Source organism: Achromobacter sp. Root170, assembly GCF_001428165.1.
GTDB lineage: Bacteria > Pseudomonadota > Gammaproteobacteria > Burkholderiales > Burkholderiaceae_B > Achromobacter > Achromobacter mucicolens.
In genome coordinates this window covers 160412-176309 of the sequence record NZ_LMHN01000001.1, presented here as the reverse complement: position 1 = coordinate 176309, position 15898 = coordinate 160412, and the positions used below count along the sequence as shown (strand labels likewise).

At 62.8% G+C, this 15898-nt stretch carries 15 protein-coding genes and 1 tRNA gene; 8 read left to right on the top strand and 8 right to left on the bottom strand.

Annotated elements, in window-relative coordinates:
- Nucleotides 1-3: 3 nt before the first annotated feature.
- The 4 genes from ASD87_RS00725 to ASD87_RS00710 are packed head-to-tail and all read left to right on the top strand — an operon-like array spanning nt 4 to nt 3963.
- Nucleotides 4-1644 carry an ABC transporter ATP-binding protein gene (locus ASD87_RS00725; RefSeq protein WP_056315860.1) on the top strand — a complete coding sequence of 547 codons (1641 nt, stop codon included), beginning with the start codon at nt 4-6 and terminating at the stop codon, nt 1642-1644.
- A gap of 39 nt (nt 1645-1683) precedes the next feature.
- Nucleotides 1684-1974, top strand: a complete 291-nt coding sequence (locus ASD87_RS00720; protein WP_056315859.1) for a cupin domain-containing protein — start codon at nt 1684-1686, stop codon at nt 1972-1974.
- 47 nt (nt 1975-2021) lie between these two features.
- Nucleotides 2022-3086, top strand: coding sequence for a histone deacetylase family protein (locus ASD87_RS00715; RefSeq protein WP_056315856.1), 1065 nt, complete (start codon nt 2022-2024; stop codon nt 3084-3086).
- The gene (locus ASD87_RS00710; RefSeq protein ID WP_056315854.1) at nt 3049-3963 is read left to right on the top strand and encodes a DMT family transporter; all 915 of its coding nucleotides are present in this window, start codon (nt 3049-3051) and stop codon (nt 3961-3963) included. Before ASD87_RS00715 ends, ASD87_RS00710 begins: the two co-directional genes overlap by 38 nt.
- 30 nt (nt 3964-3993) lie before the next feature.
- On the opposite strand, the gene ASD87_RS00705 is transcribed toward ASD87_RS00710, so the two are convergent.
- Nucleotides 3994-5019 (bottom strand): LacI family DNA-binding transcriptional regulator, encoded by a 1026-nt coding sequence (locus tag ASD87_RS00705; protein WP_056315850.1) that lies wholly within the window; start codon nt 5017-5019, stop codon nt 3994-3996.
- A 130-nt stretch (nt 5020-5149) separates the two neighbouring features.
- Between ASD87_RS00705 and ASD87_RS00700 the strand changes: the two genes are divergently transcribed.
- The 4 genes from ASD87_RS00700 (at nt 5150) to ASD87_RS00685 (ending at nt 9961) form a co-directional block, all read left to right on the top strand.
- Nucleotides 5150-5707: a TRAP transporter small permease gene (locus ASD87_RS00700; RefSeq protein ID WP_056315847.1), complete on the top strand. Its 558-nt coding sequence runs from the start codon at nt 5150-5152 to the stop codon at nt 5705-5707.
- A 79-nt stretch (nt 5708-5786) separates the two neighbouring features.
- Nucleotides 5787-7067: a TRAP transporter large permease gene (locus tag ASD87_RS00695; protein WP_056315845.1), complete on the top strand. Its 1281-nt coding sequence runs from the start codon at nt 5787-5789 to the stop codon at nt 7065-7067.
- 31 nt (nt 7068-7098) lie between these two features.
- A complete protein-coding gene (locus ASD87_RS00690; protein WP_056315844.1) occupies nt 7099-8115 on the top strand; it encodes a TRAP transporter substrate-binding protein in 1017 nt (338 codons plus the stop codon).
- 64 nt (nt 8116-8179) lie between these two features.
- Entirely contained in the window at nt 8180-9961 is a 1782-nt protein-coding gene (locus ASD87_RS00685; protein WP_056315842.1) for an IlvD/Edd family dehydratase, read from the top strand.
- 29 nt (nt 9962-9990) lie between these two features.
- On the opposite strand, the gene ASD87_RS00680 is transcribed toward ASD87_RS00685, so the two are convergent.
- The 7 genes from ASD87_RS00680 to ASD87_RS00650 form a co-directional block, all read right to left on the bottom strand.
- On the bottom strand, nt 9991-10386 hold the full coding sequence (locus ASD87_RS00680; protein WP_196589544.1) for a YbaN family protein: 396 nt from the start codon (nt 10384-10386) through the stop codon (nt 9991-9993).
- Nucleotides 10387-10450: 64 nt separating this feature from the next.
- Nucleotides 10451-11212 carry a tetratricopeptide repeat protein gene (locus tag ASD87_RS00675; protein WP_156403366.1) on the bottom strand — a complete coding sequence of 254 codons (762 nt, stop codon included), beginning with the start codon at nt 11210-11212 and terminating at the stop codon, nt 10451-10453.
- A gap of 5 nt (nt 11213-11217) precedes the next feature.
- Nucleotides 11218-13071: a hypothetical protein gene (locus ASD87_RS00670; RefSeq protein ID WP_056315838.1), complete on the bottom strand. Its 1854-nt coding sequence runs from the start codon at nt 13069-13071 to the stop codon at nt 11218-11220.
- 31 nt (nt 13072-13102) lie between these two features.
- Nucleotides 13103-13441, bottom strand: coding sequence for an EamA family transporter (locus tag ASD87_RS00665; RefSeq protein ID WP_056315836.1), 339 nt, complete (start codon nt 13439-13441; stop codon nt 13103-13105).
- Nucleotides 13438-14424, bottom strand: coding sequence for a glycosyltransferase family 2 protein (locus ASD87_RS00660; RefSeq protein WP_056315834.1), 987 nt, complete (start codon nt 14422-14424; stop codon nt 13438-13440). Before ASD87_RS00660 ends, ASD87_RS00665 begins: the two co-directional genes overlap by 4 nt.
- A 523-nt stretch (nt 14425-14947) precedes the next feature.
- Nucleotides 14948-15024 (bottom strand) — tRNA-Val (locus tag ASD87_RS00655).
- A gap of 203 nt (nt 15025-15227) precedes the next feature.
- Nucleotides 15228-15893, bottom strand: a complete 666-nt coding sequence (locus ASD87_RS00650) for a phosphoribosylanthranilate isomerase (protein WP_056315832.1) — start codon at nt 15891-15893, stop codon at nt 15228-15230.
- Between the last annotated feature and the right edge of the window lie 5 nt (nt 15894-15898).

The following is a 15898-nucleotide window of genomic DNA, read 5'->3' as shown; positions in this document are numbered from 1 at the left end:
GGCATGAATGAAAACCTGACAACCCCGCCGCTCCTGTCGATCCAGAATCTGACCATCGCATTGCCCAAGGGCGGCGACCGTCCCTACGCGGTAGAGGACGTGTCGTACGACATTCGCGCCGGTGAAATCCTGTGCATCGTGGGCGAATCGGGCTCGGGCAAGTCGATGAGCGCCAACGCCATCATGGGACTGCTGCCCGATTACCTGACGCCGCAGGCCGGCCGCATCCTGTTCCGCGGCCAGGACCTGCTGCAACTGGACGAACCCGCCCTGCAGGCCATGCGCGGCAAGGACATGGCGATGATCTTCCAGGAGCCGCTGTCGGCCCTGAACCCGCTGATGACGGTGGGCGAACAGATCAGCGAGGTGATGCGCGTGCATAACGCCTACCCCGGCGCAGAACGCTTGAAGCGCACGCTCGAACTGCTGGAGTTCGTCGGTCTGCCGGATCCGGCCACGCTGTATCACGTGTATCCGTTCCGCTTGTCCGGCGGGCAGCGTCAGCGGGTGATGATTGCGATGGCGCTGGCGCTGGAGCCCGCGCTGTTGATCGCCGACGAGCCCACGACCGCGCTGGACGTGACCACCCAGGCGCAGATCCTGGCGTTGATCGCGCGCATCCAGAAAGAGAAAGGCATGGGCGTGATGTTCGTCACGCACGACTTCGGCGTGGTGGCCGAGATCGCCCACCGCGTGGCCGTCATGGAGAAAGGCATTCTGGTGGAGCAAGGCCCGGCCAGCGAGGTGCTCAACCGCCCGCGCCATCCCTACACCCAGCGCCTGATCGCGGCCGTGCCGCACCGGCGCGGCGAGGAGCGCGCCGGACTTGCCGACGACACGCCAGTGCTGGAGGTCAAGGATTTGAAAAAGACCTACGTGATCGGCCACGGCTGGCTGGGCAACAAGCGCCAGGTGCACGCGGTGGACGGCGTGAGCTTTGCCGTGCGGCGCGGCGAGACGCTGGGCATCGTGGGGGAATCCGGTTCGGGCAAGTCCACGATCGGCAAATGCCTGCTCAAGCTAGTCGGCATCAATGGCGGCCAGCTGCTCTTTAACGGCCAGGACATCGCCACGCTGCCCGAATCGCGCTTTCGGCCGATGCGGCACGAGATCCAGATGATCTTCCAGGACCCGTTCGCCTCGCTCAACCCCCGGCACACGGTGGGCCGCATCATCAGCGACGGCCCGGTCGCCAATGGCGTCCCGCGCGCGCAGGCCGAGGCCCGGGCGCGCGAACTGCTGTCGCTGGTGGGCATGGACCCGTCCGCCTTTGACCGCTATCCCAACCAGTTTTCGGGCGGCCAGCGCCAGCGCATTGGCATCGCGCGCGCGTTGGCGCTGGAGCCCAAGGTGCTGGTGGCCGACGAATCGGTGTCGGCGCTGGACGTGTCGGTTCAGGCGCAGGTGCTGCAACTGCTGCACGACCTGCAGCAGCGGCTGAAGATTGCGCTGGTGTTCATCACCCATGACCTGCGCGTGGCGGCACAGATCTGCAATTCGGTGCTGGTCATGCATCGCGGCAAGGTGGTGGAGTACGGGTCGCCGTCCCAGATCTTCGACAACCCGCAGCACGCCTACACCCGCCAGCTGATCGCCGCCGTGCCGGGCCAGCATTGGGACCCGACCAAGGCGCAGGCCGCCTGACCGGACATCGCCTCACCATTGAATTCCAGGAGAACCGCTATGCAACGCCCCGCCGCCATCCCCACCGTGCAGATCGACAACGAACTGGTCACCGTCACCGAATGGCGCTTTCCGCCGGGCGGCGAGACGGGCTGGCACCGTCATGGCATGAACTACGTGGTGGTGCCGCAGACCACCGGCCCACTGCTGCTGGACACGCCCAACGGCCAGGTCACCAGCCAGCTCACCACGGGGGTGGCGTATTACCGGCCGGTGGGCGTGGAACACAACGTCATCAACCCCAGCGACACGGAATTCGTGTTCGTCGAGATCGAACTCAAGCGGGCATGAGCCCCACGCATCTGGCAGCGACCGTGACGGTCTGAGCGAGGATATCCATGAAGGCGTTTTTTTCCGAAGAACAGTTGCTGCATTCGCCCCGGCAATTCATGCGGCTGGGCCGCATCAGCGCCCCCACCGACCTGCCGTCGCGCGCGGAGAGCCTGCAGCAGGCGCTGGCCGCCCGCGGCGTGAAGGTCGAAGCGCCGTCCGACTATGGCCGCAAGCCGCTTGAACACGTGCACAGCACGGATTATCTGGACTACCTGGAAACCGCCTTTGCCCGCTGGCAGGCCCTGAAGGCGCCGGGCGTCGATCCCGGTCCGGAAGTGCTGCCCAATCTTTCGCCCTACTACAACGGCCGCATCGATGCCGCCGGACGGGGCCCCTGCCCGTCCCCGTCCATCGTGGCGCAAACCGGGTATTACCTGAGCGACCTCGCCTGCCCCATCGGGCCGCAGACCTGGCGCTCGGCGCTGCGGTCCACGCATAGCGCGCTGGCGGCGGCGGACCATGTGGCGAGCGCCGGTGGCGTGGCCTACGCGCTTTCGCGGCCCTCCGGCCACCATGCCCATCGCGACCGCGCCGGCGGCTTCTGCTACCTGAACAACAGCGCCGCCGCGGCAAGCCGCCTGTTGCAGACGTGGTCGAAGGTAGCAGTGCTGGACGTGGATGCGCACCATGGCGACGGCACGCAGAACATCTTCTATCACCGGGCAGACGTGATGACCGTCTCGCTGCACGCCGATCCGGCCGGGTATTACCCGTTCTATACCGGCTACGCGCACGAGCGCGGGCACGGCGCGGGCGAAGGCTACAACCTGAACCTGCCGCTGGCGCACGGCTGCGGCAACGCAGAATTCCTGCAGGCGCTGGACACCGCGCTGGATGCCCTGGCGGGCTATGCGCCGCAGGCGCTGATCCTGCCGCTGGGATTCGATACCTACAAGGATGATCCGATCAGCGTGCTCAGGCTGGACATCGACGCGTACCGCGACATCGGCGCGCGCGTCGCCGGTTTGCGCGTGCCCACCGTCGTGGTGCAGGAAGGCGGCTACATGGTCGAGGCGATCGGGCCCGCGCTGGATGCGTTTCTTGAAGGCTTTGGCCGTGGCGGCAAATGAAGGCACGCGCCAGACTGGCGTCCTGCTGTTCTTCGCGGCGCTAGTGGCGTTCGCCACCTTCGATGCGGGCGCCAAGCAGCTTCTGGAACGCTATCCGGCGCCCTTTCTGAACGTGATGCGCTACCTGGCGGTGGTGACGCTGGCGATGGGCATGCTGTGGCGCCACGGCCGCGGCCTGCGGCTGCGCGACGCGCCGGAAAAGCCCCTGCTGGTGCTGCGCGGTGTCATGCTGGCCACGGTGGCCACGTGCTTCATGACCGCGCTGATCTGGATGCCGCTGTCCGAGGCCACCGCCATTTACTTCACCGCCCCGCTCATCATGGTGGCGCTGTCGCCGTGGCTGCTGGGCGAACGCGTCCGGGCGGCGCAATGGGGCGCCGTTGCCGCCGGCTTTGCGGGCATGCTGCTGATCGTGCGGCCCGGCGGCGACCTGCCCCTGCTGGGCACGTTGCTGATGGCGGTGTCGGCCGTCAGCTACGCGATCTTCCAGGTGCTGACCCGCAAACTGTCGAACAAGGTGCCGGGGCCGGTGCAGTATGCGTACACGGCCTTCATCTGCCTGATCGTGACCGCGCTGCCCGCGCCGTTCTTCCTGCCCGACCCCTGGCCGGGAACGGCCGATACCGTCATCATCCTTGCCCTGGGCGCCTGCAGCGGCCTGGCGCAGATCCTGCTGATCGCGGCCTTCCAGCGGGTTCCGGCGGCAACGCTGGCGCCCCTGAACTACTTCCAGCTGCTGCTGGCGCTGGGCTTCAGCACGTTCTGGTTCCAGCGCCCGCCAGACGCGCTGGCGCTGGCGGGCATGGGGCTGATCATCGCGGCCGGGGTCTTTCTGGCGCTGCGACCTGTCAGAACGCCATCGGCGCCGGCCGCTTGAACAGGCGCGGCGCCTCTTGCGGCCGCGTCCTCAACTGGTTTCGCGCTGGACCAGTTCGAAACCCAAGTCCACATGCCGCGCGGGCACGGGTTCGCCCGCCAGGTGCTGCATGAGCAGTTGCGCGGCTGACAGGCCGATCTGGTAGCGGGGCGTGGCAATGGTGGACAGCGGCGGCGTGGTCCAGGCCGTGCCCGGAAAGTCATGAAAGCCGACGATAGCCATTTGTTCCGGCACACGCACGCCATCCCGGCCGCACTGAAACACAGCGCCTTGCGCCAGGTCATCGTTGCAAAAGAACACGGCGTCGCAGTCGGGATGACGCGCGTGCAGATCCTGGATCAACGACGCCCCCAGGCTGATCGACGATTTCTCGGGCGTCATGATTTCCAGGGCCGCGTCGTACAGCCCCGCATCGCGCAGCGCCTGCCGGCACCCTTCGCAGCGGCGCAGCGACCGGGGATCCAGCTGCGCGCCGATGATGCCGATACGGCGGTAGCCCCGTTCGACCAGATGGCGGCCTGCTGCGTAGCCCGAGTCGAACTGCGAGAACCCGACGCTCATGTCCTCGCCGCCGTCCAGCGTTTCGATCGTGTGCACCGTGGGAATCGCCTGCGCGCGCAGCAGTTCCCAGACGCCCGGATTGTGGTCGATGCCGGTCAGGACCACGCCGTCGGGCGAATGCTGCAGATACTTGCGCAGCAGTGCTTCTTCTTCGTCCGGCGAATAGCCCGTCACGCCGATCAGCATGTGGTAGCCGTGCTGATCCAGCACTTCCTTGATGCCCGTGATGATGTCCACGAACACCACGTTGCTGAGCGACGGAATGAGCACCACGATGGTCTGCGACCGCGCCGACGCCAGCGCGCTGGCGGCGTGGTTGGGCACGTAGCCCAGTTCCTGGCACACCCGCGCGATTTGCTGGCGCAGATCCTGGCCCACCTTATCGGGTGTGCGCAACGCCCGCGATACCGTGATCGCGCTGACGCCCACGCGCCGCGCGACGTCCTGCATGGTGACGCGGCCGGCGCGCGAGCTTCGAGGTTTGCGGATGGACATGGACCCTCGCGATGAATGCAAGCGCGTAGTCTGACCGAAAAAAAGGGGCTTGCCAAAGCAAAAATGTTAGCGCTAACATGATCCACATCAAACGGCTAAAAAAACTCCGGCAAACGGAGAGGAGACAAACATGCAAGCTTCCCCCTTGGGGCGGCCGGGGCCATCGCGTCCGGGCCGCTCGCCGCTGGCCCGCGCCGCGGATTGGTGTTTTGCGCTACAGACCTGGCTGATGGTCGCCTGTCTGGTCATCATGGTCGTGCTGCTGTTCGGCAACGTGGCGCTGCGCTATCTCTTCAATTCCGGCATCAACGTCTCGGACGAGGTCTCGCGCCTGGCGTTCGTCTGGATGATTTTCCTGGGTTCGGTGATTGCGCTGCGCGAGCACCAGCACATCGGCGTGACCATGCTGGTGGAACGCTTCGGTCCGGGCGCGCGCCGGGTGTCGCATATTGCCTGCCAGCTGATGATCCTGTGGGTGCTGTGGCTGATGGCCGAAGGCAGCTGGGTCCAGACAGTTATCGGCCTTGACACCGTATTGCCTGTCACCGGCATGCCCCAGGCCGTGTTCAACGCCGCGGGGCTATATGCCGCGGTGGCAATGGGCATCCTGACGGTCGTCGACCTGGTCCGCGTGATTGCGGGCGGTCCGCTACCGGCGGAATCCAGTCCGGAAGACCCGCTGGTCTGATCCGGACGTCATCCGCCCCAACAAGCGCCTCAACACGCGCCCCACCCCCGCCCCACACCCATCCGCCCGGATACCCGCAATGATCCTGACCGTCTTCCTAGTCGTGCTGCTGGGGCTGATTGCCCTGGGCATGCCGATCGCCTTCGCGCTTGTCATCAGCGCGATCGTCATGATGTTCCAGCTGGATTTCTACGACACCCAGCTTCTTGCCCAAAACATGCTGTCCGGCGCCAACAGCTTTACGCTGATGGCAGTGCCGCTCTTCATGCTGGCCGGCGAATTGATGAATGCCGGCGGCATCTCGCGCCGTATCGTTCACCTGGCCAATACGTTTGTGGGCCACATCCAGGGCGGCCTGGGTTACGTGGCCATCTTCGCCAGCGTGCTGCTGGCATCGCTGTCAGGCTCGGCCGTGGCCGACGCCGCGGCGCTGGGGTCGCTGCTGATCCCCATGCTGCGCGAAAAAGGCTATGACGCGGGGCAGGCCTCGGGCCTGATCGCCTCGGGCGGCATCATCGCGCCCATCATTCCGCCGTCAATCTCGTTCATCATCTTCGGCGTCGCCACCAATGTGTCGATCACCAAGCTGTTCTTCGCCGGCATCGCGCCGGGCCTCATGATGGGGTTGACGCTGGTGGCGGTATGGACGTGGGTGGCGCGCAAGCACGGCAGCATCACGCCCTCGCCGCGCGAGCCGTGGTCCAACCGTCTGAAAGCGCTGCGCGGATCGCTGTGGGCGCTGTTCCTTCCAGTCATCATCATCGGCGGCTTGCGGGGCGGCATCTTCACGCCCACGGAGGCCGCGGTCGTCGCCGCCGTTTATGCGCTGCTGGTCAGCATCTTCGTGTACCGCGAGATCGGCTGGCGCGACCTGGGTCCGCTCTTCATCAACGCCGCCCGCACCACGGCTGTCGTCATGTTCCTGGTGGCGGCCGCCATGGTGTCGTCCTACATGATCACGCTGGCGGACCTGCCGCAGGATCTCATCGCTCTCCTGGAACCGGTCATGGACCAGCCCAAGCTGCTGATGTTCGCGCTGCTGATCCTGCTGACGCTCGTGGGCACGGTGATGGACCTGACGCCGACCATCCTGATTCTCGGCCCCGTGCTGATGCCCGTCGTCACCAAGGCCGGCATCGACCCTGTCTACTTCGGCGTCATGTTCGTCATGGTCGGCAGCGTGGGCCTGTTGACCCCGCCGGTCGGCACGGTGCTCAACGTCGTATGCGGCGTGGCCCGCATCAATATGGAAACCATCTGCAGAGGGGTGTGGCGCTATGTCGTGGCCTACACGCTGCTGCTGGTTCTTTTGGTGATCTTCCCCGAACTGATCACCGTACCCGCACGCTGGATGCACTAGCGGCAATTACAAACCCCCGAGGAGAAACACCATGATCAAGCAATTGAAGACCCGCGTTCTTGTCCTGGCGGCGGTGCTGTCCTGCACCGTCGCCGGGGTGGCCGCGGCGGCGGACGTCAAGCCGCGCCTCATCCGCTTTGGCTACGGGCTGAACGAGGAAAGCGTGCAGGGCCGCGCTGCCCGCCATCTGGCGCAGGAACTGGAGAAGGTCAGCGGCGGCAAGCTCAAGATGAAGACGTTTGGCTCGGCCAACCTCGGGTCGGACGAGCAGATGCAGAGCGCGCTGGTGGGCGGCGCGCAGGAAATGATGGTGGGGTCGACCGCGCCGCTCGCCGGCATGGTCAAGGAGTTCGGCGTCTTCGACCTGCCCTTCCTCTTCAACAGTGAAAAGGAAGCCGACGCGGTGCTGGACGGCCAGCTCGGACAGGATCTGCTCAAGAAGCTGGAAGCCAAGGGACTGGTCGGCCTGGTCTACTGGGAAAACGGCTTTCGCAACATGACGAACTCCAAGCGTCCGATCACGCGCGCCGAGGACCTGCAGGGCATCAAGCTGCGCGTCATGCAGAACCAGATTGCGCTGGGCGTCTTCAATACGCTGGGCGCCAATGCCGTGCCGATGCCGTTCTCGGAATTGTTCACCGCGCTGGAAACCCGCACCGTGGACGGCCAGGAGAACCCCATCACCACGATCCAGAGCAGCAAGTTCTACGAGGTGCAGCCCTTCCTGACCATCACGCGCCACGTCTACACGCCGTGGGTGGTGATGGCCTCCAAGAAGTGGTGGGACACGCTCTCGCCCGAGGAACAGAAGCTGATCCGCCAGGCAGCCGCGTCGTCGCGCGACTTCGAGCGGCAGGATAGCCGCGCCGACTCCACCAAGGCCATGGGCACGCTCGAGAAGAACGGCATGAAGATCAACACCGTCTCGCCGGAGGAAGTTGCCCGCATGCGCCAGAAGGTGCAGCCCGTGGTCGACAAGTACACCCAGGAACTCGGGCCGGAACTGATCAAGCAGTTGAACGACGAAATCCAGAAGGCGCGGAACTAACCGTGCCGGCCCGGATCCCGTGGGGGTCCGGGCCTGTATGCAACCGAAGCAAAGCGAGACAGCCATGTCCCAGACACCCCGCCGACTGCGCAGCCAGAAATGGTTCGACGATCCCTCGCACGCCGACATGACGGCGATCTACGTCGAGCGTTATCTCAACTATGGCCTGACGCGCCAGGAACTGCAGTCCGGGCGGCCGATCATCGGTATCGCGCAGACAGGCAGCGACCTGGCGCCCTGCAATCGCCACCACCTGGCGCTGGCCGAACGCATCAAGGCGGGCATCCGCGACGCCGGCGGCATTCCCATGGAATTCCCCGTGCACCCGTTGGCCGAACAGGGACGGCGGCCCACTGCGGCGCTGGACCGAAACCTGGCGTATCTGGGCCTGGTGGAGATCCTGCACGGCTATCCGCTGGATGGCGTGGTGCTGACCACGGGATGCGACAAGACCACGCCCGCGTGCCTGATGGCGGCGGCGACGGTGGACATTCCGGCCATCGTGCTGTCCGGCGGTCCCATGCTGGACGGCTGGCATGAAGGCCAGCGCGTGGGCTCGGGCACGGTCATCTGGCACGCGCGCAACCTGATGGCGGCCGGCAAGCTGGATTACGAAGGTTTCATGACGCTTGCCACGGCATCCTCGCCGTCCATCGGCCACTGCAACACCATGGGCACCGCGCTGTCGATGAACTCGCTGGCCGAAGCGCTGGGCATGTCGCTGCCCACCTGCGCCAGCATTCCGGCGCCCTATCGCGAGCGCGGGCAGATGGCCTATGCCACCGGCATGCGCATCTGCGACATGGTGCGCGAAGACCTGCGGCCTTCTCAAATCCTGACCCGCGAGGCGTTCGAGAACGCCATCGTCGTGGCCTCGGCGCTGGGCGCGTCCAGCAACTGCCCGCCGCACCTGATTGCCATCGCGCGCCACATGGGCGTCGACCTCAGCCTGGACGACTGGCAACGGCTGGGCGAAGACGTGCCGCTGCTGGTCAACTGCGTGCCGGCAGGCGAGCATCTGGGCGAAGGCTTTCACCGCGCGGGAGGCGTACCCGCCGTGCTGCACGAGCTGCTGGCGGCCGGCCGCCTGCATCCGGACTGCCGAACCGTGTCCGGCAAGACCATCGGCGATATTGCGACGGCGTCCAAGACCCACAATACCGACGTCATCCGGACCTGCGACGCGCCGCTCAAGCACCGCGCCGGCTTCATCGTGCTGTCGGGCAACTTCTTTGACAGCGCCATCATCAAGATGTCGGTCGTGGGCGAAGCCTTTCGCCGGGCGTACCTGTCCGAACCGGGGTCGGAAAACGCCTTCGAGGCGCGCGCGATCGTGTTCGAGGGCCCGGAGGACTATCACGCCCGCATCGAAGACCCGGCGCTCAACATCGACGAACACTGCATCCTGGTGATCCGGGGCGCCGGCACCGTGGGCTACCCCGGCAGCGCGGAAGTCGTGAACATGGCCCCGCCATCGCACCTTATCAAGCGCGGCATCGAGTCCCTGCCCTGTCTGGGCGACGGCCGCCAGAGCGGCACATCGGCCAGCCCGTCCATCCTGAACATGTCGCCCGAAGCCGCGGTGGGCGGCGGACTGGCGCTCCTGCGCACGGGCGACCGGATCCGCGTGGACCTGAACCAGCGGTCGGTCATGTTGCAGGTGGACGAAGCGGAACTGGAACGGCGCCGCCAGGAGCCGCCGTATGAAGCGCCGCCATCGCAGACGCCGTGGCAGGAACTGTACCGGCAGACCGTGGGGCAGCTTTCCACGGGCGGATGCCTGGAGGCGGCGACGCTGTATTTGAAAGTGGTGGAGACGCGGGGCGATCCGCGGCATTCGCACTGAGGCCGGGACGGTGCGGCTTGGCGCGCGGCTTATTCGCGCGGCGGCTTGCTGGCCGGGCCGCCCGCGCGGGGGCTGGGCCGGCTGAGGACATACGCCGCGCTGGCCAGAAAGAAGATGCCTACGCCGATGGCCAGGGGCAGCGAGGGATGGGCGCTCCAGTAAAAGATCCCGTAACCAGCCGCCATGCCCAGGCTGGCATACGTCTTGCCTTTGCGCGACACCGCGCCCTCGTCGCGCCACGCGCGCAGCGACGGACCATAGGTCGGGCTATCCAGCAGCCATTTTTCAAGCCGGGGCGATGAGCGGGAGAAGCAGGCCACCGCCAGGATCAGGAAGATCGTCGTCGGCATCACCGGCAAGAAGGCGCCGATGACGCCCAGCGCCAGCATCAAGCAGCCCAGGCATAACCAAAGTGCTCTCATCATGATGGTGAGCAGGATATCGCAAATGGGCAGCCGGCAGTCCGCCAGGCATCGTGCGCCGCTTGATTCACGACGCGGCGGGCTCCGGCATCCTTGCGCGCAGCATCCTGACGAATTTCGCATCCGGACTGCCGCCCGCGGCGCGTGACTTGTGGACCATGGCCCACGCTTCCGCGTACTGGCCACGCCAGTAATAGGCCGTGGCCCACGAGGCATACAGATAGCCCTTGTCGGGCTCCACGGCCTCGCCCTTGCGGTACCACTCGTCGGACCTAGTCGTCGCCGCGATACGCGCTTCGGGGGGCAGCGTCTTGTCCTCGGCGGCGCAACGCGCCGCGATCCGGCCGGCATCCGCATGAATGCCGCGAAACGCCGGCGGATTCATGCTGATCGCGCGGTCCATCATGCTCATCGCCTGGCAGACCTTGCGCTGGCTTTCCAGCACCACCGCGAAACCCGCGTACACCTCAGGGTTGTCGGGATTGAGCAGCCACGCCTGATTGAATTGCCGCATGGCCTGGCCCGGCCGGTCTTCGCGAAAAAGCCGGTAGCCCTGCTCGACCCGCGCCTGCGCTGCCGCGGCAGGCGATCCAAACACCTTCACGGCCTCGGCGGCCTGTTGTTCATCGCCCGCGCGCAAGGCAGCGGCCGCGCGGCGATCCACCCCGGCATACATCGGCGCCTCGTCGCTTTGAACCGGAGCGGGCGCAGGAAGCTTGATCACGCAGCCGGACAACCACAGCGATTGGGCCAACAGCGAAGCCAGCGCCACTCGGTTGACCGTGCCCAAGCACGAAGTGCCGCCCGGGGCCGCCTCCAGATCCGACATTTCGGCTATTGGACCTGGGTCAAGACAAGCTGCCCATCCTTGCGAGCAACGCTGAATACGCCCGTAGTCCGTCCTCGGGCATCCGGTACAAAGAGATCGGAATTGGATCCCCAAAATTGCTCGTCAGCGTTGTACAGGACGACAAACGAATAGCCATCGAGAAGCTTTCGCAGATCTTCCTTGCAGGTCCAGACGTCGTCCTTATTGTATTTTTCGCCCACGGACCAGCACCACCATTGGGTCTCAAGCGGACTCACGCTGTAGCTGAACATGAACTTCTCGAAGCCCGTGGAATTCTGGTCAATGAAATAGACCTTATCCCCCTTCGCAGCATGCTTCTTGACGAGCTCGGCCAATGCATCGATTCGCTCACGCTGCTCCAGAACCTTCTCGATCTGGGGTGATGCGACCGGCGGAGCGAACAAACCGAGGGGCAAACACAGCAACCCCGCCAGTATGGGGATGGCGAGAACGGGGCGCAGCCATTTGATCTTGAATGTATCTACCGCCCCTGAATAGGCTCCAAACACGACCAGGGCCCAAGCCAGGAAATAGGTTCCCGCATATCGTTCGAAAGAAGCCAGCCGTATTCCTTCGTACTCCGAAAAGAACAGCAGATACGAGAGCAGAAGAAACAGCAGGTAGGCGATCGCACCGGCGGAAAGCAGCGAGAACGCTGCGATCCGAGGCAATATCTCGTAGCGCCGGCTGATCAGGATGCAAATCGCACTGAGCGCCATCAGCCAAAGCATCACGCTCAACGGAGACATGAGCAGCACGATCTTCCAGCCGCCGGGATAAAGCCCGAAGTTCTCAGCTTGGAACCGCTGAATGAATTCGAGCCCCGTCTTTCCGATCCGGCCCAGCAAAGGATCCTGAAACAGCGAACTCAGCTTGGGCATGGACACGGTAAGACCCGCGCCTATCGATTTCGAGTACCACTGCCACGAGGCAAAGGTCAGAAGTGTTGCGAGACAGCCCGGGATTACTTGGGCGATGGCACGCTTGAATCTGGCAGCAACACCGATATCGGCCGTTTGCAGAACAGACGAGAAAAAATGGATCGCGATGACAAGCATCGCCAATATCAGGCCGATCTGCTTCATGAGGACCAGCACCGCGAGGCTGACCGCTACCAGGAGCGACCCTCTGAGGCCCTTGGCCGTCGCCGCCAGCGCAACGCTTGCCGCAAACACAAGGGCCAGCAACGGATCCACGAATATGTGCTTATAGTCGAACCCAAAGAAATAGGGTATTGCGCAAGCCGAGAAGAACGTCAGCACCTCGAGAACCGAAGCACGCGCGTGAAAAGCGCCTATCGCACATGCAAGCGCCGCAAGCATGAAGATGATTTGAGCCGACAGCAACCCGCTTTCAGACCACGGACCTAAAAACAGAAAGTAATACTGAAATAGCTGCTGAGCGGGCGGATACGCCTTGAAAATATCAACGATCGGCGAATCTTTCAGATACAACGAATGGGTGGCGTGAATGACTTTCGCCCCGAGCCCCCAGAAGGAAAACTCATCCCAACCCGTGAGCTTGAAATCGAACGGCACGAGGGAGACGAAAAACACGAACGGTACAAGGTAAAGCAACTGGCTGAGCTTGCCGGCACTCCACTTCAGCGGCAGAAACTCCGCACGCCGCCGGAAAAGCCAGATAAGCGTGTACGCCAGCAGCCCCATTCCCGCCAAAACGGAAATGATTGCACCTGGGCGAAGCAGTCCGGCAAGGCCGGCGGCATACAGCCATAGCACCGTCAATGCCACATGCAAGTACATGGCGATGGACAGCTTGATGCGCAGGCGCCCTGCAAAAAAGGTCAGGAACCCCAACGAAGAAAGCAAGATCAACATATCGTCTTATTCGGGTCGCGTTCGTGCCGCCTTACGCCTTGGCTATGACAATAATGCCGAGCAGGATCAGAAATAAGCCGACGAAATATTGGGGCTGGAATCTTTCGCCAAACAGGAAATAGCTGCCGATGGGAACAAGCACAAACGCCAGCGCCATCAGGGGATAGACTTTTCCGAGTTCCAGCCGTTGCAGGACGTAAATCCACAAAATGGTCACGAGCCCGTAAAGACCGATGGAAAAAGAAAGCACCATGAAAGTCTTGGGATCGAAGATCGAACCGCTGTTCTTCAGAGTCGCGGCCCCAAATTTGAACAGCAGCTGACCGATGGCGATACCGACCACACATGCGATTGCGAGTAAATATGTCATTTCAATTTTGTTCTATGGAACGGCCTGGTCGGCACCGATGAGATATCGTAGCCAATGAATGAAAGAATGAACTGCACGCCAAGTATTATTGGCATCGCGGATATCATGACGGTACCCGCCGCAGTCGAAACCCCCGTCCGAGCCGACTCGATCCAATGGCCGGCGCCAAAGAAAACACCGCACAATACCAGCAGGACGCCCAGAGGCAATTCAAGGGACGCCAGGGAAACTCCGCGCAGATAATAGTTATAGAAAAGGCGCTTGAAGAAATTCCGGACATGCTTTACCAGAAATTCCCCAACGATTTTGCTTATCTTCAGATTGCTGACTTCATCGGCATACTTGGCCACCATCGGCACATCCACCACCACAGCGCCAAGGGTGTTGAGCCGAAACAACATGTCGGTCTCGAAAAAATATCGATTGCTGATTTTTTCGAAAGGAAGATATTTGGCTACGCTAGCGTGGATCGCAGTATATCCATTGGTGGGATCGAAAATATTCCAGTATCCGGACGAGAGCTTCGTCATGAACGAGAGCACGGCATTGCCGAACAAGCGCCGCTTGGGCATCGCGCGGACGCTTTCAAGATCGAAAAAGCGATTGCCCTTGCAGTAGTCTGCTTCTCCAAAAATAATCGGGGAGACGAACTCCTGCAGCAGGGACGGGTCCATTTGTCCGTCGCCGTCAATCTTGACGATGATGTCCATGCCATCTGCGATTGCCGCCTTGTAGCCTGCCATCACGGCACCACCGACGCCCTGATTCGTTTCGTTGCGCAAGACAACGACGCGGGCGTCGGAACAATGCGCTTCCACGAATTTGCCCGATTGATCGGGGCAGCAGTCGTCGACGATGTAGATTCGGCAGACTTCATCACCGATAGCCGCAATGACATGCAGGATGTGCTTCGTTACCTTATAAGACGGTATAACGACGGCGATCTTGAAACTGCTCGATGCAGTATTACCCTTGTTTTCCATGACACCATGCAACCAACCGCGATTGAGAAACAGACCTTAAGGAAGGTCTGCACAAGCCCGCATTCCGGCAGAATCCCTGCCACGACCCATTAATTTTCTTATGTGGAGTTTCTCTAGAGTGGTCTGCTCTGCCACCCGTGAAACTCATTATTGGCATTCCCGCCGTTTGCCATATTGGCCGTCTGCCGCCGGCTATGACACCGCCGCTCACGGCAAAAAGCGGAATACTGAATCGTGACCAATATATCGCCGCGGCACTCCCGGGCGGTGAATAATTCCGGTGGCGCATTGTAACCTGGGGTCGTGGCTCGCACGCAACACCGCCTATTGCTGTGGAAAATGCCTGTCGCGACGTCTGGCAGTACTGACAGACGGCAGGAGCTGGGCGCACCCTCTGGCTGAGCAAGTGTGCAGGCAAATCAACGGCGCCGCTGAATGCAAAAAAGCCGCGAAGTCATCAGACTTACGCGGCTTTTCAGGTCTGTGTTCGACTAGCTCTGTCAAACACACCTTTGCAGGAATTTGGTAGGCGGTATTGGAATCGAACCAACGACCTCCACGATGTCAACGTGGCGCTCTAACCAGCTGAGCTAACCGCCTGCAAAGAAGAAGAATTATATAGTGCTTTTTTAAACTATGCAAATCGTCTTGGAAGATTTTTTGCATTTTTTGTTGCGTCTGAAGTTTTGCGGCCATTACCGATTGCCAGCTTCACTTCTTGCGCAACGCGGTTGAAAGCGCGTTTAAATCAATTTGGCCAAAACCAAACTGCCATTCAACGCCCTACACCACCCGCCTAAGCACTACTTCTTGTCCTTCAATTTCGTGTCTGCGTCATGTGCCGCAGCAACGAAGAACGAGATTCTATCAGAACTTTTTATTCCTTGCTCGACTTCGACGCCGCTACTCACATCGATCGCCCAAGGCCGCACCAATTCGATGGCGGCGCCCACGTTTTCGGCGTTCAGTCCGCCGGACAGGATCAAGGGACGGGACACCGGGTCGGCCCGCACCTCATCGAGCAACGCATAGTCGAATCCATGCCCGCTGCCGCCGTAGCCGGCGCTATAGCTGTCGAACAACCAGCCCGCCGCCTCTCCGTAGGCGCGGCACGTGGCCGCAAGGCTCTCCGCCGTCTCAAGCCCCGGCGCACCGGCCCGGAAGGCCCGCAGATGGCGATGCCCGTAGCGCGCACATTCCAGCGGCGTTTCGTCACCATGAAACTGCAGCAACTCGGGCCCCACTTCACCCAGCACGGTGCGGATCTCTTCTTCCTGCGCGTTCACGAAGAGCGCGACGACGTCGACAAACGCCGGCACCATCCGGCGCAGCTGCGCGGCGCGCGTGGGCGTGAGGCAACGCTTGCTCTTGGGATAGAAGACAAATCCGATCGCGTCGGCGCCGGCGGCAACGGCGGCTTCGACGTCTTGTTCGCGGGTCAGCCCGCAGATCTTTATGCGTGTACGCATGACAT